General features: G+C 65.2%; 23 protein-coding genes. 8 read left to right on the forward strand and 15 right to left on the reverse strand.

The genetic code is table 11. From position 1 onward, the window contains the following. Positions 1-11 precede the first annotated feature (11 nt). From ACIA48_RS13665 to ACIA48_RS13675, 3 genes are read right to left on the reverse strand one after another with little or no spacing between them, the layout of a single operon-like run. Complete coding sequence (locus tag ACIA48_RS13665; RefSeq protein WP_011856020.1) at positions 12-1,499, reverse strand: NAD(P)/FAD-dependent oxidoreductase; 1,488 nt, start codon at positions 1,497-1,499, stop codon at positions 12-14. After that, the gene (locus tag ACIA48_RS13670; RefSeq protein ID WP_005086594.1) at positions 1,496-2,419 is read right to left on the reverse strand and encodes a hypothetical protein; all 924 of its coding nucleotides are present in this window, start codon (positions 2,417-2,419) and stop codon (positions 1,496-1,498) included. Before ACIA48_RS13670 ends, ACIA48_RS13665 begins: the two co-directional genes overlap by 4 nt. 13 nt (positions 2,420-2,432) lie before the next feature. Further along, on the reverse strand, positions 2,433-3,287 hold the full coding sequence (locus tag ACIA48_RS13675; RefSeq protein WP_011560581.1) for an SDR family NAD(P)-dependent oxidoreductase: 855 nt from the start codon (positions 3,285-3,287) through the stop codon (positions 2,433-2,435). Between the two features lie 197 nt (positions 3,288-3,484). On the opposite strand from ACIA48_RS13675, the gene ACIA48_RS13680 reads away from it, so the two are divergent. After that, on the forward strand, positions 3,485-4,048 hold the full coding sequence (locus tag ACIA48_RS13680) for a TetR/AcrR family transcriptional regulator (protein WP_005131302.1): 564 nt from the start codon (positions 3,485-3,487) through the stop codon (positions 4,046-4,048). Positions 4,049-4,229: 181 nt separating this feature from the next. Here ACIA48_RS13680 and ACIA48_RS13685 read toward each other — a convergent pair whose 3' ends face one another. Beyond that, a complete protein-coding gene (locus ACIA48_RS13685; RefSeq protein ID WP_011560583.1) occupies positions 4,230-5,099 on the reverse strand; it encodes a metal-dependent hydrolase in 870 nt (289 codons plus the stop codon). A gap of 69 nt (positions 5,100-5,168) precedes the next feature. On the opposite strand from ACIA48_RS13685, the gene ACIA48_RS13690 reads away from it, so the two are divergent. The 6 genes from ACIA48_RS13690 (at position 5,169) to ACIA48_RS13715 (ending at position 13,429) form a co-directional block, all read left to right on the forward strand. Then, positions 5,169-5,843: a TetR/AcrR family transcriptional regulator gene (locus ACIA48_RS13690; RefSeq protein WP_011560584.1), complete on the forward strand. Its 675-nt coding sequence runs from the start codon at positions 5,169-5,171 to the stop codon at positions 5,841-5,843. A 343-nt stretch (positions 5,844-6,186) separates the two neighbouring features. Next, positions 6,187-7,788, forward strand: a complete 1,602-nt coding sequence (locus ACIA48_RS13695; protein WP_396731911.1) for an acyl-CoA carboxylase subunit beta — start codon at positions 6,187-6,189, stop codon at positions 7,786-7,788. Positions 7,789-7,793: 5 nt separating this feature from the next. Next, positions 7,794-9,827, forward strand: coding sequence for a biotin carboxylase N-terminal domain-containing protein (locus tag ACIA48_RS13700; RefSeq protein ID WP_005116476.1), 2,034 nt, complete (start codon positions 7,794-7,796; stop codon positions 9,825-9,827). A gap of 54 nt (positions 9,828-9,881) precedes the next feature. Continuing rightward, positions 9,882-11,036, forward strand: a complete 1,155-nt coding sequence (locus ACIA48_RS13705; protein ID WP_011560586.1) for an acyl-CoA dehydrogenase family protein — start codon at positions 9,882-9,884, stop codon at positions 11,034-11,036. Between the two features lie 26 nt (positions 11,037-11,062). After that, on the forward strand, positions 11,063-12,616 hold the full coding sequence (locus tag ACIA48_RS13710) for a long-chain fatty acid--CoA ligase (RefSeq protein ID WP_011560587.1): 1,554 nt from the start codon (positions 11,063-11,065) through the stop codon (positions 12,614-12,616). Positions 12,617-12,835: 219 nt separating this feature from the next. Beyond that, the gene (locus tag ACIA48_RS13715; protein WP_011560588.1) at positions 12,836-13,429 is read left to right on the forward strand and encodes a TetR/AcrR family transcriptional regulator; all 594 of its coding nucleotides are present in this window, start codon (positions 12,836-12,838) and stop codon (positions 13,427-13,429) included. On the opposite strand, the gene ACIA48_RS13720 is transcribed toward ACIA48_RS13715, so the two are convergent. The 11 genes from ACIA48_RS13720 to ACIA48_RS13770 form a co-directional block, all read right to left on the reverse strand. After that, positions 13,426-15,150: an acyclic terpene utilization AtuA family protein gene (locus ACIA48_RS13720; RefSeq protein ID WP_011560589.1), complete on the reverse strand. Its 1,725-nt coding sequence runs from the start codon at positions 15,148-15,150 to the stop codon at positions 13,426-13,428. The two genes, ACIA48_RS13715 and ACIA48_RS13720, sit on opposite strands and share 4 nt — an antisense overlap. After that, positions 15,147-15,959 carry a TIGR03084 family metal-binding protein gene (locus ACIA48_RS13725; protein ID WP_011560590.1) on the reverse strand — a complete coding sequence of 271 codons (813 nt, stop codon included), beginning with the start codon at positions 15,957-15,959 and terminating at the stop codon, positions 15,147-15,149. Before ACIA48_RS13725 ends, ACIA48_RS13720 begins: the two co-directional genes overlap by 4 nt. Position 15,960: 1 nt before the next feature. Then, entirely contained in the window at positions 15,961-16,728 is a 768-nt protein-coding gene (locus ACIA48_RS13730) for an enoyl-CoA hydratase/isomerase family protein (protein WP_011560591.1), read from the reverse strand. A gap of 43 nt (positions 16,729-16,771) precedes the next feature. Beyond that, entirely contained in the window at positions 16,772-17,242 is a 471-nt protein-coding gene (locus ACIA48_RS13735) for a MaoC/PaaZ C-terminal domain-containing protein (protein WP_011560592.1), read from the reverse strand. Further along, positions 17,239-17,730 carry a MaoC family dehydratase N-terminal domain-containing protein gene (locus tag ACIA48_RS13740; protein WP_017205330.1) on the reverse strand — a complete coding sequence of 164 codons (492 nt, stop codon included), beginning with the start codon at positions 17,728-17,730 and terminating at the stop codon, positions 17,239-17,241. Before ACIA48_RS13740 ends, ACIA48_RS13735 begins: the two co-directional genes overlap by 4 nt. A 32-nt stretch (positions 17,731-17,762) precedes the next feature. Further along, positions 17,763-18,188, reverse strand: coding sequence for a dihydroxy-acid dehydratase (locus ACIA48_RS13745; RefSeq protein ID WP_011560594.1), 426 nt, complete (start codon positions 18,186-18,188; stop codon positions 17,763-17,765). Next, the gene (locus tag ACIA48_RS13750) at positions 18,185-18,643 is read right to left on the reverse strand and encodes a MaoC family dehydratase N-terminal domain-containing protein (RefSeq protein ID WP_011560595.1); all 459 of its coding nucleotides are present in this window, start codon (positions 18,641-18,643) and stop codon (positions 18,185-18,187) included. Before ACIA48_RS13750 ends, ACIA48_RS13745 begins: the two co-directional genes overlap by 4 nt. Next, positions 18,636-19,679: an LLM class flavin-dependent oxidoreductase gene (locus tag ACIA48_RS13755; RefSeq protein WP_014382413.1), complete on the reverse strand. Its 1,044-nt coding sequence runs from the start codon at positions 19,677-19,679 to the stop codon at positions 18,636-18,638. Before ACIA48_RS13755 ends, ACIA48_RS13750 begins: the two co-directional genes overlap by 8 nt. Then, positions 19,676-20,113, reverse strand: a complete 438-nt coding sequence (locus tag ACIA48_RS13760) for a Zn-ribbon domain-containing OB-fold protein (protein ID WP_011560597.1) — start codon at positions 20,111-20,113, stop codon at positions 19,676-19,678. The genes ACIA48_RS13755 and ACIA48_RS13760 overlap by 4 nt, the downstream gene beginning before the upstream one ends. Further along, a complete protein-coding gene (locus ACIA48_RS13765; protein ID WP_011560598.1) occupies positions 20,110-21,276 on the reverse strand; it encodes a thiolase family protein in 1,167 nt (388 codons plus the stop codon). The genes ACIA48_RS13760 and ACIA48_RS13765 overlap by 4 nt, the downstream gene beginning before the upstream one ends. A gap of 280 nt (positions 21,277-21,556) precedes the next feature. Further along, the gene (locus ACIA48_RS13770; protein ID WP_011560599.1) at positions 21,557-22,561 is read right to left on the reverse strand and encodes an AraC family transcriptional regulator; all 1,005 of its coding nucleotides are present in this window, start codon (positions 22,559-22,561) and stop codon (positions 21,557-21,559) included. Between the two features lie 114 nt (positions 22,562-22,675). Here ACIA48_RS13770 and ACIA48_RS13775 point away from each other — a divergent pair, with 114 nt between their 5' ends. After that, complete coding sequence (locus tag ACIA48_RS13775) at positions 22,676-22,996, forward strand: 2Fe-2S iron-sulfur cluster-binding protein (RefSeq protein WP_011560600.1); 321 nt, start codon at positions 22,676-22,678, stop codon at positions 22,994-22,996. The last annotated feature ends 30 nt before the right edge of the window (positions 22,997-23,026 follow it).

A 23,026-nucleotide genomic window follows, 5' to 3' on the forward strand; every position in this document is an offset into this window, starting at 1 on the left:
CAAACTTGTATTCAGAGTGATTGCGTCAGCTCGATATCGTCGCGCCGGGTTATCACGTAATCATGAGGATCCAAGCGGGATAGTTCTCTCATAAACTGGGTCGCGAAACCTGGGTACATCGTGCCGTTGTAGCCGTCCTCGGTCAAATACCAACTGCTGCACCCCGAATTCCAAGTCGTTCGTCGAAGGCGGCGCTGAATTTCGGAGTGATAGCGGTCCTGACGATCCTCCCTCACATCCAAAGTGCCGATGTCATTTTGCTGAAGGAGCTTGATCGCCTTGACTATATAGTCAATTGCAGCCTCCATATATACGAGCGCCGAGTTGTGGCCTGGCCCGGAATTCGGTCCGAAAGTGAAGAATAAGTTCGGATACCCGGCCACGCTCACGCTCTTGAAGGCAAATGTCCCCTGAGACCATTCATCGCCGAGCTTCCGACCGCCGAGGCCGCTAATCGGGAACGGGGTGCCACGTTTGGCCACATCGAAGCCAGTGGCAAATACGATACAGTCCACTTCGTGCTCGACACCGTCGGCGGTCCGAACACCGTTGGGTGACAATGTGGCGATCGGCCAGCTGATCAGCTTGCAGTTATCCGCCTGTAGCGCAGGGTAATAATCACTGGTCATGAGCATGCGCTTGCATCCAGGCCTGAAATGGGGCGTCAACTGACGTCTCAACCAGGAGTCTTTCACCTGCCGACGGAGATGAGCCTTGGCCGCCAGCTGTATCGCGGACGTCGCGGCGGTGTTCCAGACCATACCCACTGCCATCACTTCGTGGGCCCAAAACCACGCGTCGCGGAGCGCTTGTTCGCTCACCGGCAGGTGTGTGAAGGTCGAACGCGCCCAGGCCGGATGCCTGAAGTTCACCCTGGGCAACACCCAGCCGGGCGTTCTCTGGAAGACTTTGACCGAGGCAGCCGACTTTACGAGCTCGGGAATGATCTGAACCGCGCTCGCGCCTGTCCCGATGACTGCAACCCTCTTACCGCCGAGATCGTAGCCATGGTCCCATCGAGCGCTGTGGATCTTTTTTCCACCGTACGAGTCAATACCCCGAATATCGGGAAAGCTGGCGTTGGCAAGTGGTCCACTGGCCATCACAACTGACCGGGTGTGATACCGCTTTCCATCTGCCGTGTCGGCCATCCAGATGCCGGCACTCTCATCGAATTCCAAGGCAGTCACGTCGGTATCAAACTGGATGAACCGGGCAAGATCGTACTTGTCGACCATATCGTCGATATATTCGAGGATCTCAGCGCTCCCCGAGTAGGTACGAGTCCAGCCCGGATTCGGCTCGAACGAGTAGGAGTAGAGAAGCGAGGGAATATCGCAGGCCGCACCGGGATAAGTATTGTCTCGCCAGGTGCCTCCGACGCGATCTGACCGTTCCAGGATGACGAAGTCATCCGTGCCCTCTTGAAGCAGTCTGATCGCCGCACCGATACCTGCGAACCCGGCGCCGACGATCAACGTCGTCGTGGTGCCTGTCATTTGGCAACCGGTTCGTAGGTCAGTTCGTCCGTCCAGGATGGCGGCCGACCGAAAATCTGAACAGGGAAAACATCGATCGCATTGCCAAGGCGCTGAGACACGAAGTGCAGAGGCTGGGACCGCTTGATGGACGACGACATGTGCGCCTTCAAGATGTGATAGCCGGGCACCCTCCGCGTATGCTCACTGCGATCGCCGACATTGGCATACCGCGTCACTGCGTTGTATAACTTCTCCTCGGACAGACCCATAGCGTTGAGATTCATCAACATGCGCGTCAGGAGCGGGATATACAGCAACGCGCCGGTGAGAATGCGCGGGTCGACAAGAGCACCCGCAGTTTGAATGGCGTGGATTCGCATCGGGCTGGCGCCCAGGTCATTCAAGACCTGGAAGCCAACCGCGAGATGCCTTGATTCGTCGCTGTTGACCTTGTTGAACACCTCCCCGCACACAGGGTCGTCAACCTCATCGAGGAGAAACTTCAGCAGCGCTCCATCGAGCGCAGTCTCCAGTGCCGGAATCGCGGCCCCGATGACGGTCAGGGGCAGGGCTTCCGCATAACGGTCCAGCCATTCGATGACCAGCCGAATATTCTTGTTCGGGACCGGTTTCTCGCCTTCCTCGAGCATGCCCCAGCGACGCATCAAGGCAAGTTCGGCATTGGCGTGACGCTGCTCCTCGGCGTGAAAGTAACGGTAAATGTCTCCGAGCGCTTCGAATGGCGCCTTTGGAGCCATCGCGGCGAAGGCACGTGCTCCAACATGCTCAATCCACACCACGTCGGACATGAATTGCTTGAGTTTGGGACGCTGTTCATCGGTGATCAGTTCCGCGCCAGGGGCGTTCCAATCGATATCGGCAAGAGCCCATTGCTTGTTTTTGATTGTCTCGAGCATGTCACTGTATGCGAAAGCCATTTTCCCTGCTCCTCTACTCGGCTGAATCGTTCCATGAGGCCATGCGCTCCACGAGGCCCAGCGTGCGAGTAAAGGGGCCGGGTAGGGCTCTCTTGAGTTGCCACAAGACTTTGGCATCGAGTTGGGGTACTACATAAATTTGTCCGCGATCGTGCGCGTTCAACGTCGTTCGAGCAACGTGCTGTGGCGAAATGCCGGTCCATTTCATCAGGTTGGCCGCGAGTCTTGCAGCCGCCTCGTCGATTTGAGGATTGTTGACGATGTTCGTCTTCACGAAGGTGGGGCAAAGCACTGTGACGTTGATGTCAGTACCGCTCAGTTCGGCCGCCAATGTCTCCGACAGAGCGAGCACCCCGGCCTTGCTCACGTTGTAAGCCGCCATCCGAGGGGCCGAGCCAAAGCTCGCTGCCGACGCCACATTGATGACTCCGCCATGCCCATTGCTGCGGAGCCGAGGCACAAAAGTCTCGCAGCCGTAGATAACGCCCCAGAGGTTGACAGAAATCGCCGCGTTCCAGTCCTCGATCGACGTCGCGCCGATGCGGTTGCCGCCCGCACCGATTCCGGCGTTGTTGATGACGAGGCTCGCAGCCTTCTCGAACCAGTCTTCGCTCACATCAGCGAGGTTGCGGACCTGCTCAAGATCGGTGACATCGCATTCGATGTCGAAGCCCTCGCCGCCAGCCTGCCTCACCAACTCTGCCGACTCTTTTGCAGTGACGGGATCTTTGTCGGCGCACACCACGCGTCCACCTCGGCGCGCAAGCTCCACGGCGAATGCGCGGCCGATACCGCTTCCTGCGCCCGTGACGACTGCATCGGCGCGGTGCGTTCTGCCTGGTGCGCCGCCGAAGGGCAGCAATCTCATCCGTCTGCCTTTCGGGTCGCGACATGGACGTCTGCTGTGGGGAAACTCTCATCTGGGGGCACCAGCCACCATTGGTGTCGCATGCCACCAGTTTGGTGGTGGAACGAGCACCTTGTCAAGATGGAGAGGTGCGGTCGAGAAACAAGCGCTGGGGTGGTCGGACCGGGGCCGAGCGTCGTGCCGAGCGACGGCAGCAATTGATCGAGGCCGCAACCGAGATTTGGAGTGAGAGCGGTTGGGCCGCGGTCACTATGCGCGGCGTATGCGCCCGCACAGGGCTGAACGATCGATACTTCTACGAGGGCTTCAAGACGCGCGATGAGCTGCTCGTTGCTGCGTGGGATGGCGTCCGCAATGACATGCTCGGCGAGGTCGCCGCGCTCTTCAACGAGCGTGCGAATCGGCCGCCGATCGAAACCATCACCGCGGCGATCACCATCGTGGTCGACCGGATCGCACGCGATCCCGGCCGGGCACGCATCCTCCTCGCTCAGCATGTCGGTAGCTCACCGCTACAAGACCGCCGCGCCGTGGCGCTACAGGAAGCAACGCAGTTGGTCGTTGAGGCAAGCCGGCCACACCTCCGACAAGATGCCGACGAGATAGCCCTTCGCATGGACACCCTGATCGCTGTCGGGGGATTCGTCGAAGTCATCACCGCCTGGCACTCCGGTTTGCTTGCGGTGACCGAGAAAGAAGTGGTCGCGCACACCAGCAGACTTGCTGAAACCCTGGCTCAACGCTATGTCATCAGCGACTGATCGAGGCTCACAACAGGCCAGCCAGCCCCGTGGCGATCGCTGCGAACCGCATTTGCGGGTCCGACCGCCACCTTCACCGGCCACCGAGCACCGAATCCGTGAGTCACCGACGCGTCGCACCCTGTTCGGAAGGAGCGACGCAGGAACGGTGCTCCTGCGTCGCCGCACTTCCGCATCTTTGCTATCCCGACGAAGCGATAACTCGCTGTGAACCGTCTTGGTCGAACAGTTCTTTGCTCCAATGCTCCAGGACCGCGGCGCTGTCCCAATCATCAGGATGGAAACCCGGGCGATTGTAGGAACGGAAACGCCGCAGCGCATCGGCGGTGAACATCGGGGTGCGACTAAAGCGGTACAGACTGCGCACCAGGGTGACCGGGTTATATGAGGCTCTATCAGCGGCCATAGACAAGGCAGTCTGCAGAATGAGCTCGCCGAACAGAATTACTGAAGCGATCCGCATGCCCCGTACACGGGTGCGCTCGGTTGCTCCCACCAGCCGATAGACATCAAAGGCAACCGCTTTGTGCTCCGACTCCTCGAAGGCATGCCACAGCAGAATCGGTCGAACCTCTGTCTGGCCGATGAGCTTCTGGGCGTCTTCGCTGGTAAGAATGATTTCTGCCAGCGTAGCGGTGTAGTGCTCCAACGCGGAGGTCATGGACAGCCGCATTTCCGGCGAAAAGCGCCGTTCCAATCGCTTGATCAAGCGTCCGACATGACGGTCGATTCGCGCGGTCGGATAACCCATGACCTGGAGTCGCTCGTTTAGGAGACGATGCTGGTGTCGATGTGTGGCCTCTTGTCCGATGAAACCCTTGACCGCTGTCTCTAGTTGGGGATCGTCGATGGAACTCTGGAAGTTCCTGACCGAGCGGATGAAGAAATCCTCGCCTTCCGGGAACGTCGCAGAAAGCACCGAGATGAAATGGCTCATCACCAGGTCGCCATCGACAAAATGTTGCCGCTTCGTGGAGGTCGGCATCGGAAACCGAACGCGCCTGGGTTTTGGCAGCACCCGGGTCGGGGTCGGGGCTTGATCGTCCGACATTTGAGGTCCTTCCTCGAAGTTTGGATCTGACTTTATGCCTTGTCAGATAAGACTGCCAGACTGTAGGACATGAGTCCAGCACGTGTCTATGGCGGGCTGTCCGCAACTCAACGCGATGCACAGCGTCGCGTGATGTTGATTGATGCCGCGGTCTCAATCATGGGCACCCACGGAGCTACCGCGTGCACCGTGACCGCCGTGTGTGCGAAATCAGGAGTGACGAGCCGGTACTTCTACCAACAGTTTCGCGATCGAGACGCGCTCTTGCGTGCGGTATTTGCCAAGATCTCCACTACCTTCCAAGCGGTGATAACCAGCGCCATTCCGGACGACACGGTTGCTCCTCAAGAACTGGCTTACGCTCCGATCAAGGCCCTGGTTCAGGTGATCGAGAACGATCCCCGCATGGCCCGCATACTGTTTGTCGAGTCGGGCGCAGAACCCCTCCTTCGGCAGCTGCGAAGCGATCTGATGACCGATTTTGCGGAGCTGGTGCTCAGAGAGGCCCGCTTGCACCTCGATATACCCAGCGATGTGCTCCAAGTCGCAGATCTCGCCGCTACCTACGGTGTCGGGGGCCTGTTCGAGATACTCCGTCGCTGGATAGATGGACAACTGAACCTCTCGACTGAAATGCTCATCGAGCACTGTGCGGGTTTTCTCGGCATTCTCGGCCTGTATACCCTCGGACAGGCGCCTGATCAGGCCGCTCCGCCGCTGGCCAAAGCCGAGGAGACCCGATAGATTCTGGCCGACCGGCGTTATGCACTACTCGGTTGGCTGAAGGGCATGGCGCGACACTGACAATCGCTGCGGGTGTTCACCCGAGATCGCGAACCGTAGACTCCACGCGCGCCGGACGAGGAACTCGATACGACCTCGCACGGGCCCTGTGTGCCGTCCCTCCCCAGTCAATTCCTTCGATCGCTCGATCTGCAGCGAACGCACCGCTTCGATCCTCGCCATTCGACGGAACCACGGCGCGGAACAAATCCGACGCCCGCCTGCGCCGTTGTCACCTGATGTTAATTGCGGCTAACATCAGCGCCTAGTAGATCGACGTCGATGCTCGCCCGGAAGGAAAACTTTGGTACAGGTCCTGCCCGATCGGGTCGACGACACCGCGCCCGGCTATCTCAAGAACCGCGAAGGACTGAGCGCGCAACTCGACACCATCGCGGAGCAACTGGCGCTGGTCAACGGCGGCGGCGGCGCGAAATACGTTGCGCGCCACCGTAAGCGGGGCAAGCTGCTTGTCCGCGAGCGCATCGAGCTGATGCTCGACCCCGACACGGCGTTCCTCGAACTATGCCCCTTCGCCGCCTGGGGCAGTAAGTTCCCCGTCGGCGGTAGCGTGGTGGTAGGCATCGGCGTGGTCGAGGGCATCGAGTCGATGATCATCGCCCACGACCCCACCGTCCGCGGCGGCGCATCGAACCCTTATACCTTCCGCAAGGTGTTCCGCGGCATGGCCATCGCGCGGGAGAACCGACTGCCCATCATCAACATCGTCGAATCTGGCGGCGCCGACCTGCCCACACAGGCAGAGATCTTCGTGCCCGGCGGACAGCTGTTCCACGACTTGACCCAGCACAGCGCAGCGGGGCTGCCGACACTGGCCCTGGTCTTCGGCAACTCGACCGCGGGAGGTGCGTACGTCCCGGGCATGTGCGACTACGTCGTGATGGTGCGCAACCGTTCCAAGGTGTTCCTCGGCGGTCCGCCGCTGGTCAAGATGGCCACGGGCGAGGTCTCCGATGACGAGTCGCTCGGCGGCGCCGACATGCACGCCCGCACCTCGGGGCTGGCCGATTACATGGCCGAGGACGAGCAGGATGCGATCCGCATCGGCCGTCGCATCATGGCGCGGCTCAACTGGCGGAAGAACGGCCCCGGACCCACCACGCCGCCGCACCCACCGGTGCACGACCCCGATCAGCTGCTCGGCATCGCGTCGGTCGATCCGAAGGTGCCCTTCGACCCCCGCGACGTCATCGCCCGAGTGGTCGACGGCTCGGCCTTCGACGAGTTCAAACCTCTCTACGGCACGTCACTCGTCACCGGCTGGGCCTCGATCCACGGCTTCCCGGTCGGCATCCTCGCAAACGCACGGGGCATCCTGTTCAGTGAGGAGGCCGAGAAAGGTTCGCAGTTCATCCAACTGGCAAATCAGATCGACACCCCCCTCATCTTACTGCAGAACACCACCGGTTTCATGGTCGGTGCCGAGTACGAACAGGGCGGCATCATCAAGGACGGCGCCAAGATGATCAACGCCGTATCAAACAGCACGGTCCCCCACGTGACCATCACCATGGGTGCGTCCTACGGTGCCGGGAACTACGGCATGTGCGGGCGATCGTACTCACCGCGTTTCCTATTCGCTTGGCCTAACTCGAAGTCGGCCGTGATGGGTCCGGCGCAACTGGCCGGAGTGCTGTCCATCGTGGCGCGCGAGTCCGCCGCCGACCGCGGGCTGCCCTTCGACGAGCAGGCCGACGCCCAGATGCGCGCCGCCGTCGAGGAACAGATCGAGCGCGAATCCGTCGCACTGGCCAACAGCGGCCGACTTTACGACGACGGGATCATCGATCCCCGCGATACGCGGACCGTTCTCGGGTTCTGCCTGTCGGTGATCCACAACGGCGAGGTCCGTGGCCAGCGTGGCTACGGCGTGTTCCGGATGTGATGGCGATGCCCAAGATCCGCAAGGTCCTGGTCGCCAACCGTGGCGAGATCGCGCGGCGGGTGTTCCGCACTTGCCGCGATCTCGGGATCGCCACCGTCGCGGTCTATTCCGACGCCGACGCCGACGCGTGGCACGTCGCCGACGCCGACGAGGCCGTGCACCTTCCCGGCTCGTCTGCCGCCGAGACCTACCTCGACATCCACCGGATCATCGCCGCTGCCTCGCTCACCGGCGCGGACGCAGTACACCCCGGCTACGGCTTCCTTTCGGAAAACGCCGGGTTCGCGCGCGCCTGTGCCGCCGCCGACCTCGTCTTCATCGGTCCGCCGCCCGGGGCGATCGACGCGATGGGCTCGAAGCTGCAGGCCAAGAAGACGATGTCCGACGCGGGGGTGCCTGTGCTGCCCGGTGGCGACACGACGGGGCTATCGGCCGAGCAGCTGGCGAAGCTGGCCGCCGACGTCGGCTACCCCGTGCTGGTCAAGGCCAGCGCCGGCGGCGGTGGCCGAGGCATGCGCATTGTCGCGTCGCCGGACGAGCTCGACGAAGCGGTCACCTCCGCTTCGCGTGAGGCCGCCGCCGCGTTCGCCGACGGCACCGTCTTCCTCGAGCGTTACGTCCAGCGCCCACGCCACGTCGAGATCCAGATCATGGCCGACACGCACGGAAACGTCGTCTCTCTGTTCGAGCGCGAGTGCTCCGTGCAGCGTCGACACCAGAAGGTGATCGAGGAGGCGCCGTCACCGGTCGTCGACGACGCGTTGCGCGCTCGGATGAGCGAGGCCGCCATCGCCGCCGCGCGCGCCGTCGGCTACGTAGGCGCCGGGACGGTCGAGTTCGTCTACGACGCCGCTCAGGATGGCAAAGCCGACTCCTTCGCCTTCCTAGAGATGAACACCCGGCTGCAGGTCGAGCACCCGGTTACCGAGCTGATCACCGGCCTCGACCTGGTGCGTGCCCAGCTGCTCGTAGCCATGGGCCGCCCGCTGCCTGAGGAGATGCACAACCCGCGAATTCGCGGTCACGCGGTCGAGGCCCGGCTGTGCGCCGAGGATCCGGCCGATGACTACCGGCCCTGTACCGGCACCCTGCGCACCTTGGATGTCCCGGCGCTTGCCGGCGTGCGGGTTGACTCGGGTTTTCGTGCCGGTTCGGTCATCAGTCATTACTACGATTCGCTGCTGGCCAAGGTCATCGCGTGGGCACCAACGCGCGACGAGGCACTTGCCAGCCTCTCGGCGGCGCTGGCCGGCGCCCGTATTCACGGCGTGACCACCAATCGCAACCTGCTTGTTCGCGTCCTGCGCCATGACGAGTTCGCCGGGCGGGGCACCGACACTGGGTTCCTTGACCGACACGACGTCGCCCAACTCGGCGCTGCCCTCCCAGACACGCAGTCCGAGCGCCTGCACGCCGTCGCGGCGACCGTGGCCGGGGTGGCCGCGCGGCGTGCCGTCGCAACTCTGCAGGCCACGTTGCCCGCCGGCTGGCGCAACAACCCTTCGCAGCCGCAGACCACAACCTGGCAGACCCAGGGCGGGCGCGAAGTGCGCGTCGGGTACACGTTAGGTTCGACAGGGACCTGCCTGCAGGTCGACGACGAGCCGTTGGCCGACGTCGAGGTTGTCGAGGGCAGTAGCGAGCGGGTGGTGCTGCGCGTCGACGGGGTGCGCCGCACTTATGATGTCGTCCTCGACGGCGATGTTGCCCACCTCGACTCGGTCGCCGGCTACTCCGCCCTGCGGCTGGCGCCACGCTTCGTCGACCCGAGCACTCTGAACCCGCCCGGGTCGCTCACCGCGCCGATGCCGGGCTCGGTGATCCGACTACCGGTCGCCGAGGGCGAGACGGTGTCAGCCGGTCAAACGCTCGTCGTCCTGGAGGCGATGAAGATGGAGCACACCGTCGCGAGCCCGATCGACGGGGTGCTGAGCGCCCTGCCGGTCCAGGTCGGCCATCAGGTCTCGAGCGGTGACGTCCTCGCCGTGGTCGAGGCGGTGGACGGCGGTGAAGTGGCGTCGGACGCCACGGAGCTCTAATGAAGCCGGCGCGCTCCCGATCGGTGGCGCGTCGATACCGATGTGAGGAGTGTCATGGAATTGCACGAGACAGAGGAACGTCAGGACCTGCGCAAGGCGGTCGCCGAGATCGCCAAGGACTTCGGACACGAGTACTACCTGGAAAAGTCGCTGGCCGGCGGGAAGAGCACCGAGCTGTGGCAGGCCGTGGGCAAACAGGGCTTCCTCGGGGTGAACCTTTCCGAGCAGTACGGCGGCGGCGGCGGCGGCATCTACGACATGCAGATCGTCGGTGAGGAGCTCGCCGCGGCGGGCTGCCCGCTGCTGATGACCGTCGTCTCGCCGACCATCTGCGGCACGATCATCCAGGCATTCGGCAGTGAGGAACTCAAGCAGCAGTGGCTGCCGGGCATCGCCAGCGGCGAGACGATCATGGCATTCGCGATCACCGAGCCGGACGCGGGCTCGAACTCGCACAACATCTCCACGACCGCGAAACGCGACGGCGACGACTGGGTCATCAACGGCACCAAGTACTACATTTCTGGTGTCGACGAAGCCGAAGCGATCCTGGTCGTCACCCGAACGTCTACCAACGACAGTGGTCGCGGACTACTCAGCTTGCTCGTCGTGCCCACCGATGTCCCCGGGCTCACCAAGTCACTCATCCCGGTGCAGGCGGTCACTCCAGAGAAGCAGTTCACTCTATTCTTCGATGACGTCCGCGTGCCGGCCGCCAACCTTATCGGCGCGGAGAACGAGGGCCTGCGCCAGGTCTTCATGGGCCTGAACCCGGAGCGAATCATGGGGGCGGCGCTCGGCAACGGCATCGGTCGCTACGCGCTGGATAAAGCCGCCGATTACGCCCGCAACCGCCACGTGTGGGGAACGCCGATCGGCTCGCACCAAGGCGTATCGCACCCGCTCGCCCACGCCAAGATCCAGGTTGAGCTGGCCCGGTTGATGACTCAGCGTGCCGCCTCCCTGCACGACGCCGGCGATCCGGGGTCGGGTGAGGCGTCGAACATGGCGAAATATGCCGCAGCCGAGGCGGGCATCCTGGCGCTCGACCAGGCGATTCAAACCCACGGCGGCAACGGCATGGCCACCGAGTACGGCCTCGCCACGTTGTGGGGTCCGGCCCGGCTCATGCGCACCGCGCCGATCAGCCGCGAAATGATCCTCAACTTCGTGGCGCAGCACAGCCTGAAACTGCCCGCGTCCTACTGAGTCGCCGCGGAATGAAAGGGAATCGAATGCAACTCGGCATCGGTCAGTGGGTGAGCCGGCGCGCCTTCCTCAACGGCGGGCGCACCGCGTTGATCAGCAACGGCGCGCACATCACCTACGCCGACCTCGATCGGCGCACCAACCAGGTCGCCGCCGCACTCATCGCCCTCGGCGTGCGCAAGGGCGATCGGGTCGCGATGCTGCTGGTCAATTCGACCGAGTTCATCGAGGTGCTGCTGGGCTGCGCCAAAATCGGCGCACTTGCAGTTCCGCTCAACGTGCGCCTTGCCGGACCCGAGATCGGCTACATCCTGGCCGACTCAGGCGCCGATGTTCTGGTCTTCCACGAGCCGTTCGCCGCGCAGGCCAGGAGCGCCGTCACCGAGTCCGGAGTCCGCGTGCGCCATGTCGTGCGCGCCGGTGGGGTGCCGGCGCCGGGCGAGCTCGGCTACGAAGACGTCGTCTCGGGCGCCGCGCCCGAACCGCTCAACGGTGACGTCGACGGCCGCGACCCCGCGTTCATCATGTACACGTCGGGGACGACGGGCCGACCCAAGGGCGCGATCCTCACCCACGACAACCTGCTATGGAACGCGATCAACGTCCTCGGCACCGACATCGGCCTGCGGGGCGAGGACGTCACCGTCGCGGTGGCGCCGATGTTCCACATCGGCGGGCTGGGAGTACACACCCTGCCGCTGTTGTACGTCGGCGGCACCAGCGTGATCATGCCGTCCTTCGAGCCGCGAGCGACGTTACAGGCGATGGCCGACCACCACGTCACGGTCCAGTTCATGGTGCCGGCCATGTGGACCGCACTCACACAGGTGCCCGACTTCGACTCCTTCAACCTGTCTGCGCTGCGTTTCGCCATGGGCGGCGGGTCGCCCGTCCCCCTCACGGTCATCGACTTCATGCGCGAGCGAGGCGTGCCCTTCACCGAGGGCTTCGGCATGACCGAGACCGCTCCCTTGGTGACCGTCCTCGACGCCGAGAACGTCAGCACGCGGGCCGGGTCGATCGGCCGCGTCGCAATGCATGTCGACGCCCGCATCGTCGACGACGACGACCGCGACGTCGCGACCGACACCGTGGGCGAACTGATCGTGCGCGGCCCGAATGTGTTCACCGGCTACTGGATGAAGGCCGAGGCGAGCGCCGAGGCGTTACGCGGGGGCTGGTTCCACACGGGCGACCTCGGGCGCATGGACGCCGAGGGCTTCATCACCCTCGTCGACCGCAAGAAGGACATGATCATCTCCGGCGGCGAGAACGTCTACCCGATCGAGGTCGAGCAGGTTCTCTTCCGCCACCCGGCGGTGTTCGACGCCGCCGTGATCGGCGGTAAGGACGCGAAGTGGGGCGAACGCGTCGTCGCGGTCGTGGTCGCCGACCCGGCGACACAGGCGCCGAGCGCCGAGGAGATCGTAGCGTGGTGCCGGGAGCGGCTGGCACACTTCAAGTGTCCGCGTGACGTGCACTTCGTCGCCGAACTGCCGCGCAATGCCACCGGCAAGCTGCTCAAGACCGAGCTGCGCGCGCAGTTCACGGGCATCGAGGGCGGAGTCGTTTTGCGCTGAGTCGTGCCGCTGCACATCGCGGGTTCGAAGCAGGGCCCCTAAATCATGAACTGAGAAGAGGATGCGACAGCATCGGCGGGGGCTAGCGGTTTCGTTCACCTCCCTTGATTTGGTGCGGCGGGTGCCGACGCAGGCAACCCCAGCGCCGGTAGGATCCCAGCCCGGCCCAGCGGATCGGACGGCGAACAACGTAACCACAAATCGACAGGAGGCCTGAAAGTGGCCGGTTTGCGCCGCAAACTGCTCCTCGAGGCCGCCGCCGACCTGTTCGCGCGGCAAGGCTTTCACGCCGTGGGCATCGACGACATCGGTGCCGCAGCAGGGGTGAGCGGGCCGGCCGTCTACCGGCACTTTCAGAACAAGGACGCGATCCTGCGCGAGTTATGCGACGCCGCCATGACTGAGCTGCTGGCCGGCGCCCGGCGCGCCACCAACGCCGGCACACCGACGGAGGTCCTGCACGCCCTTGTCGACCTACACGCGGCCTTCGGCGCGCGACGACGCGGCCTGTTGGCCGTCTACGCCCGCGAGCACCGCTCGCTGTCGCCGCTGGCGACCCGTGCCCTGCGACGCCGACAGCACAGGTACGAGTCCTTCTGGGTCGACGCGCTCGTACGAGCACGGGGCGATCTGGACCGTGAGCGCGCACAGGGCCTGGTCGCCGCCGTGCTGTCATTGCTCAACGCGTCCGCGTACATGCCGGCGTCGCTGGACGACGCGACGATTGAGGCGATGCTGGCCGCCGCGGCCGTTGCGGCGCTGTTCAGCCGCGCGGTTACACAGCAGGTAGACGGCGCCCCGCACCGGATTTAGTGTGTGTCGAGCAGCGATTCGGGAACGTCCACCACTCGGGATCGCACGTACTCCCCGAGCCCCTTGGCCTGCGCGTCCGGCCGGGTCGAGGAGGCCACCCCGTCACCGAGCAAGCCGTGCACCACCACGTTGAGCGCGCGCAGGTTCGGCAGTTCGAAGCGCTCGATGCGCAGGTGCGCCGTCTCCGGCCCGAGCAGTGTGCGCAGCCGCTCGACGCTCAGGTACTCGCGCGCCCACGCGTAACCGGGGTCGTCGCGTGCCCACAGTCCGAGGTTGGCGTTGCCGCCCTTATCTCCGGACCGCGCACCGAGTACCGACCCGAGCGGCGCGAGCCGCGTCGGCCCGGATGGCGCCGGCAGCTTCGCGGGCGGGGCGATCCCAGCCGGCGGGACCGCACCGGTCGGCGGGTCAGGGATCACGTGCCGATTGCCGTCGGCGTCGACGAGCACGTGCGTGAGGGCCGAGCGCGGAACGTAGGCCGGCCGGTAGACGCCGAACGCGGTCTCCGAGGACGGTGGCGTGGTGGTGTGGAAGCCGGCGAAACCAGCCAGGGCGATCTCCATGACCCCGCCGGAGAAGGCTCGGCCCACCTTTCGCGGGTCGGCGTCCTTCACCGTCACACGCAGGTGCGCGCAGGCTTGCTCGTTCGTCGGCGCATCGGAGACGTCGAAACGCAACAGTCGCACGTCGACTTCGTCGAAGGCGTCGCGTCCGCCGAGAACGTCGAAGAGCTGCTGTTCGGCGAAGGCCGCCTTGGCCTCGATGTCGAGGCCGGTGAGCACCATGGTCATCGTGTTGCGGAAGCCGCCCACCTCGTTCAGCGCCACCTTCAACGTGTCCGGCGGCGGACTGCCTTTCGTACCGCTGATCGCGACACGGTGCTCACCCTGTTGAGCCAGGCGAATGGTGTCGAAGTGGGCGACGACGTCGGGGCCGAGGTAGGCAGGTTCAGCGATCTCGTAGAGCAGCTGGGCGGTGACCGTGCCGACTGAGACCAGTCCCCCGGTGCCGGGATGCTTCGTGATCACCGAAGAGCCGTCCTCGGCGACCTCGGCGATCGGAAACCCCGGGTAGCGGCGGTCGGTGATCTCGTCGAGGAACGCGTAGTTGCCGCCCGTCGCCTGAGGGCCGCACTCGATCACGTGCCCGGCGACGACCGCACCCGCGAGCCGATCCCAGTCGGCGCGTGCCCAGGCGTGCCACCAGGCCGCGGGACCGACCACGAGGGATGCGTCGGTGACCCGGCCGGTCACGACGACGTCGGCGCCCGAATGCAGCGCCTCGGTGATGCCCCAGGCGCCGAGGTAGGCGTTGGCCGACACCGGTTTGATGTCGCCGACGGGCGGCGTGATTGCGTGGAGGTCGCCACGTAGGTCGTCGCCCTCGACGTGCGCGACGCGCGCGGTGAGGCCGAGACGTGCGGACAGCTCGCGCAACGCGGCGGCCAAGCCGGCGGGATTCAGCCCGCCCGCGTTCGCGACGACCTTGATGCCACGATCGAGACAGGTGCCCAGCACCTGTTCCATTTGGGTGAGGAAAGTCCGCGCGTACCCGCCGGACGGGTCTTTGGCCTGGGCCTTGGCCAGGATGAGCATGGTCAGCTCGGCCAGATAGTCACCGCACAGGACGTCGATCGGTCCGCCCTCGACCATCTCGCGGGCTGCGGCGATGCGGTCGCCGTAAAAGCCGGAGCAGTTGCCGATGCGGACCGGGACGCTCACCGCTGACCCCCTGCGAACTGGCCCGCCACGCGCCCGCCGCCAGGGGGCCCCGCGAAGGCCTGGGCGATCGCGAGCCACTGGTCGGCCAGCGGTCCGTCGGCGACCAAAGCGGTGTCGTCGCGGTGGCGGCGTTGGGTCACCAACAGGCAAAAGTCCAGCGCCGGCCCGCTCACGCGGTTGGCGGCGTCGGCTGGCCCCCACGTCCAGACGCTGCCGTCCGGAGCGGTCAGCTCGACGCGTACCGGGTCCGCGGGGAGGTCCAGACCGTTGGCCAGGTAGCTGAAAGCGCGCGCACCCACCCCGATGTGGGCCACGTGCCGCAGCCGTGCCGTGGCCTCGCGGGTCGCGCCGAGCGCGTCGACGATGTCCTGGCCGTGCGCCCAGGTCTCCATGAGTCGCGCTGTCAGCGACGAGACCGCGCTCATCGTCGGCCCGAACCACGGCAGGCGGGTCGCCGGGGCAATGTCCGCGAACGCCGCAACGAGGGCTGCACGCGACGTGTCGAACCACGCGAGCAGGTCGGCAGCCGGCATTTGACGGTAGCGCTCAGCGATGACGTCGGGTGAGATGCTTCCGTCGGCCATCATCGGCAGGTAGTCGCTGCTGAAACCGTCGGGGTCGGTGGCCGAGCGCACCGCCACGTCGTCGAAGAACGCCAGATGGCTGATCTGGTCGCGGATCGCCCAGCCCACGGCCGGAGTCGGCGCGTCCCAGCCGCGCGGACCTTCGGGCAGCGGTGCGATGAGTTCGCGCAACGCGGCCGTTTCGGCTTCGATGTCGGCGATTACCGACTGCATGGTCACCGCCATGTCAGCGTCCCTTCCACTGTGGTGCGCGCTTCTCGCGGAACGCCGTCGGGCCTTCCTGCGCGTCGTCGCTCAGATAGACCGGCTCCCATATCTCGTCGGCCAGGTCGTAGGCGGCGGCGAGGTGGTGCTGTGCCGAGAGGTACACGGTGCGCTTGGACGCAAGCACCGATAGCGGTGCGTTCGCGGCGATGCTGAGCGCCAACTGCCGGGTACGCTCGCGCAACTGATCGGCCGGCACCACCTCATTGACTAAGCCGACCTGGTGGGCGCGCTCGGCGGTGATCGGGTCGCCGGTCAGCAGGATCTGCATGGCAACGCGTGGGGGCACCAGCCACGATAGCGGTGCCGCCCACGGCGACCCGCGGCCGACTTTGACCTCGCTGACGGCGAAGGTCGCGTGTTCGGCAGCCACGACCAGGTCGCACTGCTGCGCGAGCAGGAAGCCCCCGGCGAACGCGACACCGTTGACGGCCGCGATCGTCGGCTTCGCGACATCGATGTTGCGGCCGAACTGCGGAGCGAAGTCCTTCGGGGGCACCTTGAGCGCGTTCTGCGCCATCTCCTTCAAGTCCCCGCCGGCGCAGAACGCCTTATCGCCCACGCCGGTGAGGACGAGCACCTTCGCCGCGTCGTCGTCATTGAAGCGGCGTACCGCGTCGAAAAGCCCCGTGCGCACAGCGTTGTTCAGCGCGTTGCGCGCCTCGGGCCGGTTGATCGTCAGCCAGGCCACGCTGTCGACGACCTCGTAGCGAACCGGTTGCTCGGCCACCGAGCCTCCGTCCCTCACCGTCGCCTCGCATGTGAGTGGCAGCTCACCCCGGCACCTCGACAAACGGGTCGGCCAGCTCAACGGTGGCTTCACTCGGCACGCACGGACCATCTTCGCTCGAGACGAGCAACTCGAGGTCGACGAGGCGCCGTCCGCCATCGTCGCGTTTGGCCACGACCTTGCCGCTCAGGGTTGCGGTCTGGCCCGGATAGATCGACCGGATCATTGAGATTCTGCGGCGCCGGATGAGCGCGTCGGGTCCGGCCCATTCGTTGAGGCCGCGGTCGATGAAGCCATGGAAGAAGAGGGTTGACAGGTAGATCGTGCGCTGGCCCTGGCTGCGCGCGTAGTCGGGGTCGTGGTGACCGGGGAACCAGTCCCATGTCGAAGCCGCGTTCATGCAGATGCGCTTGTAGCTGATCTCGATCGAGACGGGCGTCAGGGTGTCGCCGACGGCGATGTCCTCGAACCGCACGGGGACGCGGACCATGCTGCGCTCGGTGGAGTCGTTCATGATGCGCCTTCACTATCGGCGGTGTCGTATCGGAAGAGCACGTTGGTGTTGCGGCCGATGACCTCACCGTGCTGGTCGGAGAAGGTGCTCACCGTGGTGATGAACACACCGGTGCCCACCCGCGTCGTCTTGGGCTCGGAGATCGAGGCGATCTCCTCCACGATCGACACGTGATCGCCTACCCGGGGCCGGCGTTCGAACTCCGTCGTCGTCGAGGCGTTGATGATGTGGTGGCCCGGCAACGGGACGCTGAGCGCGAACATCATGTCGGCACGCGCTAGGTACCCGGGCACCCACTGCGGCGCGAAGCCGAGGCTCATCAGCAGCCCGGGCGGGCAGTCCTCACCCTCCCAGTAACGGGGGTTCGCGTCCTCGACGAGCGAGCAGTAGTACAACACCATCGAGCGGTCGATCGGGAACCACGCATGCCGCGGTTCGGAGCGATGACCGACCCACGCCCGGCCTTCGTCGAAGGTCCCGAACGTCATCCCGAGGCCGGTGACGTCGCTCGTTGGCGCGCTCACCGGGTCACCTGCACGACGGCGCTCCCCTTTATCGCGGGTTCGCCGGTCTGGCGCGTGACCACGAGTTCGAGGTCTGCCACCTGCTGCCCTCCGGCCTCGCGCACGCCGGTGACCCTGCCGCCGAAGCTGAGCAGGTCACCGGGCCATACCTGACCGGTGAACCGGATGCGGAACGAGCGGATGTTGGCCAGCCCCACCCAGGCGGTCAGCCGCTGCGCGAGCACACCGCCGTGCAGCAGTCCCATGCCGAACACACCGGGCATGCCGGCCGCGCGGGCGAACTCTTCGTCGTGGTGGATCGGGTTGAAGTCGCCGCCGGAGCCGGCGTAGCGAACGATGTGCGAGCGCGTCAGCGGGCCGAACTGTGAGGTCGGCATCTCGTCGCCGATGGCCAACGCCACCGGCGCGGGGGATGTCGTCATTGGGTGGAGCCTCCGGTTTCGATCAAGACGTCGGTCTGGCGCACGACGAGTTCGTCGCGCTGGTTGGTGAAGTCGGTCTCGATCGTCACGATTGTCATGATGCCGCCGCGCTTCCCCTCGCGGCTGGTCACGTTCGACACCCGACGAGTCTCGGTGAGCTCGTCGCCGACGAACACCGGCGCGAAATACTCCCAGCCGCACTCACCGTGCAGTACGCGTCGCAGGTCGAGCCCGAGGGCGCCGAACATGTCGTCGTCGGCGCGCCAGTGAGCCGAGGAGACGACGAAGGTCGGAGGAGCGGGGATCGCGCCGAAGCCGGCGGCGCGGGCGGCCGCGACGTCCTGGTAGATCGGGTCGCGGTCGCCGAGCGAAAGTGCGAACTCGCGCACTTTGGACCGGTCGACGGGAAACGTGGTCCTCCCGAGTTGCGTCCCGATGAGCGATGCGTCAGCCACTCTGGTCACCTTTCCCGCCGGCGAAGGCCGGCGCACAATCGCGAATGAGGCTGCCGAGGTTCTCGGCGATGCGCTCGGGCGCGAGACCAATCGAGGGTGAGTAGAGAACGATGTGGTCCAGCACGCCCTCGTAGCGGCGCAGCCCTTCTCGGACCTCGGCGGCGGTGCCGGCCACCGCCATCGCGTCGATCATGTCGTCGGTGACCGCGGCGAACATGGCCGGCAGGTCACGCCGTGCGAACGCGTCGCGGATGGCCGCTGCCTGCCTGGCGAAACCGCTGACGTCGAGCACGTGCTCGTAGGTCTTCACCGAGGAGTAGAACGCGATCTGCTGCGCGGCCTCACGACGTGCGATCTGTGGGTCGTCGTGCACCGCGCAGATGACCATCGAGACGATCTCAATGTCGGCGGGATCGCGTCCGGCCCGCTCCGCACCGCGCACGACGGCTGGGCGGGCGACCTCCTCGACGTAAGTCGTGGTGAACAGCGGATGACCAGCCAACCCGTCGGCTACGCGCCCTGCCACCTCGCACATCCGCGGACGCACGCCCGCGGTGATGATCGGGATCGCTCGCTTCGGCGGCGCGACGTCGCCGGTTGGGACGAGATTCATCCGGTAGAAGCGCCCCTCATGGCGCACGGGGCCCTCGTGCAGGTTCCAGATCCGACGCACGAGCGGGACCAGCTCCTCCATGCGCAGAGCGGGAGCGGAGGTGTCCTCCACGCCGTGCCAGTCGCTCATCATGCGGCGTGTACCGTTGCCGAGCCCGAGTACGACGCGCCCGCCTGAAAGCTCGTCGAGGTCACGCGCCTCGGTGGCGAGCACGAGCGGGCTGCGCCCGACGCCATACAGGATCGACGACCCGATGCGGCAGCGCTTTGTGCGCGCGGCCATCGCGGCCATCGAGATCGAGCCGGAGCGCGAGTAGAACTCCGAGGCCCAGGCGGCGTCGAAGCCGGCGAGGTCGGTAGCCTCGGCGGTCTCGACAAGGGTGGCCAAGTCCGCGCCGAGCACCGAGACCCCGTACGTGGTCACGACGCCGCCAGCCTGAATCGGACCAGCCCAAGGTCCTCGTTCACCCGCTCGAACACTGCGCGCACTCTCGCCCCGATCGCAACTTCATCTGGGGCCACGCCCTCGAGACTGGCCAACAACTGCGGCCCCTCGTCCAGACGAACGAGCACGACGACGTACGGCTCGCTGCGCGGGAACGAGTCCCACGGGGGGCGGTACACCGGCGCGAAACTGACGATCTCACCAGTACCCGCCGCGGTCTCCCAGGCCAACTCACCGTCATGGCAGACGGGACACACCAGCCGCGGGTAGAGGAAAGGGTGGTCGTTCGCGCACCGCTGGAAGACGAGTACACCGCGGGCCGCTGCTGCGAAGTAGGGACGGTTGACATCGGTCAGCGGCGGCAGCGCCTCAGGATCGTGCAGACCGTCGAGAGAACTCGAAGCTGCGGTCATGACGCTCCCTCCATCACCATGCTGACGTGACTGCACAGCATCGAGCCGTAGCTGTGCACGAACGCGGTATCCGCCCCGGGCACCTGACGGCCCTCGGCGCGACCGGACAACTGCCAGTAACCCTCAAGGATCTGCGAAATGCCAGAGGAGGTCCCGGTGTGCCCGAACCGGATTAGGCCGCCGTCGGTGTTCACCGGAAGGTCGCCCCCCGGATCGGCGCAGCCGTCACGGTAGAAATCGCCTGCCCCACCGGGCTTCACGAAACCCGCCTCCTCAAGGATCATCGCCGGGTTGGAGGCGAAGGCGTCGTAGAGCAAAGCGATGTCGACGTCGGCCGGCGCCCGTCCGGAGCGCTCAAAGGCCATCGGACCCGAACGGGCGGCCCCGGTACGACCCGGCCGGGCCAGCGAGGTCAGAAAACCGTGGGTGTGACCCTCTCCAAAGCCCAGCAAATGCACCGGCCGGTGCTTGCCCGCGCGAGCCCGGCGGGCCGAGCCCAGCACCAGCGCGCCACCGCCCTCGCAGGGAATCGAGCAGTGGTAGAAGTGGAACGGCCCGGCGATCGGCCGGGACGCCAGCACGTCCTCCACAGTCAGGCGTTGAGCGCCGTGCGCGATAGCCGCGGGGTTCAGTGCGGCCCAACGGTCCTGCGACACGGTGACCTCGGCGATGTCCGCCTTGCCCTGTCCCGTCTCGTGCATCCAGGCCTGCGCGATCAAACCGTAGAGCGCCGGCACGGACGGTCCATAGGGCATCTCGAACGCGTGGTCACACACCAGCGCCATCAGTTCGCGCCCGCCATCGCGGATCGGTGGAAACTTGCCCGCCGACACGACCAGCACCGTCTCGGCCTCGCCCCGGGCGATGACGTTACTCGCCATGCGCGTCATGGCGAGATGGGTCCCGCCGCCAAGCTGACAGGTCATCTGAAGTTTCAGATTGTGCAGCCCGAGATAGTCCATGAGGTCCTCGGACAGGAAGATCGAACCCTCGTTCGTCATCGGCCCGGCGCACACCAGACCGTCGACCTCGTCTGGGACCACCCCTGCGTCGGCGAGAGCCGCGACCGCGGCGCGCACATGCAATTCAGTGGAGGTGTACGGAACGTTTCTCCCTGGAGCGAGTTCGGCGGCACCGATGATGGCCGGCTGGTCGTGTGGCATCCGGACTCCTCTCGACCACGCGTCCAACGCCGGTCCCGACGTGAACGACGGTTAGCATAGCGTGCCTAGAGGTCCGCGTCACCCCCGCCCGCACCCGCCGCTAGCGCGGTATGGATTCTCTGGAATGTCCTTGCGCCTCTTCCCAAGAGGGTGCTGCGATGACCGAAACCCGCGCCGATCGTGTCGTTTCTCGACGATGTCCAGGTGACAGATGAGGCCGATCGTGAAGCCCGCTGGTTCCGATGGTCGCCCGGCACACGCCGGGGCGGATCTATAGCCCTCAGTCGCGCGTTTTTCTGAAGTGGCGCGGTGAACGACCGGTCCACCGTTTGAAGGCATGTGTGAAGTTCGTGAGCTCCGCGTACCCGAGTTCTGCCGCGATCTCGCTTACAGACAACGATCTGTCGAGAAGTCGCAGAATTGCTCGCTCCCGCAAGAACGACTGACGCAATTCGCGAAAGGTGGTCCCCTCTTCGCGGAGGCGCCGCTTCAACGTGCTCGGGGATATCGAAAGCTCGCCCGCCGTCCGGCTGATGTTCGTTTTTCCGGGATCTTTTTCGAGCAGGTCCCTTACTTTTTCGGAGACCGACGTGTCACGTCGTTGATCGAGAGTTCGCTGCAAATCGGTGACGGCAATCCGGTACGCCACAGGATCGGAGAATCGACAGACCTCCTCGAGCGAAGCCGCGGGAACGTGGACGAACGAGCTGGGGGCGTCGAAGAAGATCCGACCCGCCAACACTTCGTCATGAAGAACCCACGACTCCGGCGCTGAATGACTTAAATGCAGTTCAATATTCGGTACGGCACCCGCGAGCATGTCGAGCAGACGCAACAGCGCCAGCCCACCGTAGGTGACGGCCAGGCAGTTCAGGCCCGCGTCACCGGTGCGACCGGTGAGCCCGATCGTGAGGCCGCGTTCCGTCGAATGGAACGTCGGGCTGAGGGCTGTGGTGATCACCGGCAGATAAGCAAGCAACTCGACAACCTCGGCTACCGAGCCCGCGCTGACCAAGGGAACACTGAGTGCCCCAAAGGACGTCAGTTTGGCGTGTTCAGCGAACGCGAAACCCAGACGGGTTCCCTGATCACAATCGAAATCGGAATATATCTCCCTGAACCACCGTAAGGGGACCTGCGCGTCGCGACCCACCAACATCGACTCGGTAACGTGCTCGCGAACCATGATGCTGCGGAGCGCAATGCTGGCGTCATGCCCCAGCGCCTCACTGTCCAGCATCTGCAGGAAAGCCAGCGCTGGCATACCCGAGTCGTCGAGTTTCACGTGCCTCCCTGCGCGTGAGCTAAAAACACAACTTTTTGACTCCTGCGAGCCTAGCGACGCTGGTCACGCGCGACAACGCTAAATAGAGGAGTTCCAAATTGAGGAGAGTTAATCATGGCAGTCGTCACCTTCGTCTCTCACGACGGCGAGAAGTACGAAGCCCCCTTGGCCGAAGGGCAGTCCTTGATGCAGGTTGCGGTCAACAACGCGGTGCCCGGCATCGACGGCGATTGTGGAGGGGAAGCCGCATGCGGAACGTGCCACGTGATCGTCGCTCCCGAGTGGTCGGACACGGTGGGACTCTGCGGCGCCAACGAAGAGGAGATGCTCGCGATGAACCCCGAGCGTCAGCGGACGTCGAGGCTGTCTTGCCAGATGTCCGCCTCCGAGGCATGGGATGGCTTGACGGTCGAGCTACCTGAGTTCCAGCTCTGAAACAACGTCATGGATTTGGAGGAAACAATA

The organism is Mycobacterium sp. NPDC051804 (assembly GCF_044452905.1).
Taxonomy (GTDB): Bacteria; Actinomycetota; Actinomycetes; order Mycobacteriales; family Mycobacteriaceae; genus Mycobacterium.

Excerpts from the sequence above, each read along its gene's own strand:
- ACIA48_RS13735 (WP_011560592.1), bottom strand. The coding sequence starts at position 17,242 with ATGAACGACTCCACCGAGCGCAGCATGGTCCGCGTCCCCGTGCGGTTC.
- ACIA48_RS13665 (WP_011856020.1), bottom strand. The coding sequence starts at position 1,499 with ATGACAGGCACCACGACGACGTTGATCGTCGGCGCCGGGTTCGCAGGT.
- ACIA48_RS13685 (WP_011560583.1), bottom strand. The coding sequence starts at position 5,099 with ATGTCGGACGATCAAGCCCCGACCCCGACCCGGGTGCTGCCAAAACCC.
- ACIA48_RS13690 (WP_011560584.1), top strand. The coding sequence starts at position 5,169 with ATGAGTCCAGCACGTGTCTATGGCGGGCTGTCCGCAACTCAACGCGAT.
- ACIA48_RS13760 (WP_011560597.1), bottom strand. The coding sequence starts at position 20,113 with ATGACCGCAGCTTCGAGTTCTCTCGACGGTCTGCACGATCCTGAGGCG.
- ACIA48_RS13775 (WP_011560600.1), top strand. The coding sequence starts at position 22,676 with ATGGCAGTCGTCACCTTCGTCTCTCACGACGGCGAGAAGTACGAAGCC.
- ACIA48_RS13710 (WP_011560587.1), top strand. The coding sequence starts at position 11,063 with ATGCAACTCGGCATCGGTCAGTGGGTGAGCCGGCGCGCCTTCCTCAAC.
- ACIA48_RS13725 (WP_011560590.1), bottom strand. The coding sequence starts at position 15,959 with ATGGCGGTGACCATGCAGTCGGTAATCGCCGACATCGAAGCCGAAACG.
- ACIA48_RS13745 (WP_011560594.1), bottom strand. The coding sequence starts at position 18,188 with ATGACGACATCCCCCGCGCCGGTGGCGTTGGCCATCGGCGACGAGATG.
- ACIA48_RS13675 (WP_011560581.1), bottom strand. The coding sequence starts at position 3,287 with ATGAGATTGCTGCCCTTCGGCGGCGCACCAGGCAGAACGCACCGCGCC.
- ACIA48_RS13700 (WP_005116476.1), top strand. The coding sequence starts at position 7,794 with ATGCCCAAGATCCGCAAGGTCCTGGTCGCCAACCGTGGCGAGATCGCG.
- ACIA48_RS13705 (WP_011560586.1), top strand. The coding sequence starts at position 9,882 with ATGGAATTGCACGAGACAGAGGAACGTCAGGACCTGCGCAAGGCGGTC.
- ACIA48_RS13740 (WP_017205330.1), bottom strand. The coding sequence starts at position 17,730 with ATGACGTTCGGGACCTTCGACGAAGGCCGGGCGTGGGTCGGTCATCGC.
- ACIA48_RS13670 (WP_005086594.1), bottom strand. The coding sequence starts at position 2,419 with ATGGCTTTCGCATACAGTGACATGCTCGAGACAATCAAAAACAAGCAA.
- ACIA48_RS13765 (WP_011560598.1), bottom strand. The coding sequence starts at position 21,276 with ATGCCACACGACCAGCCGGCCATCATCGGTGCCGCCGAACTCGCTCCA.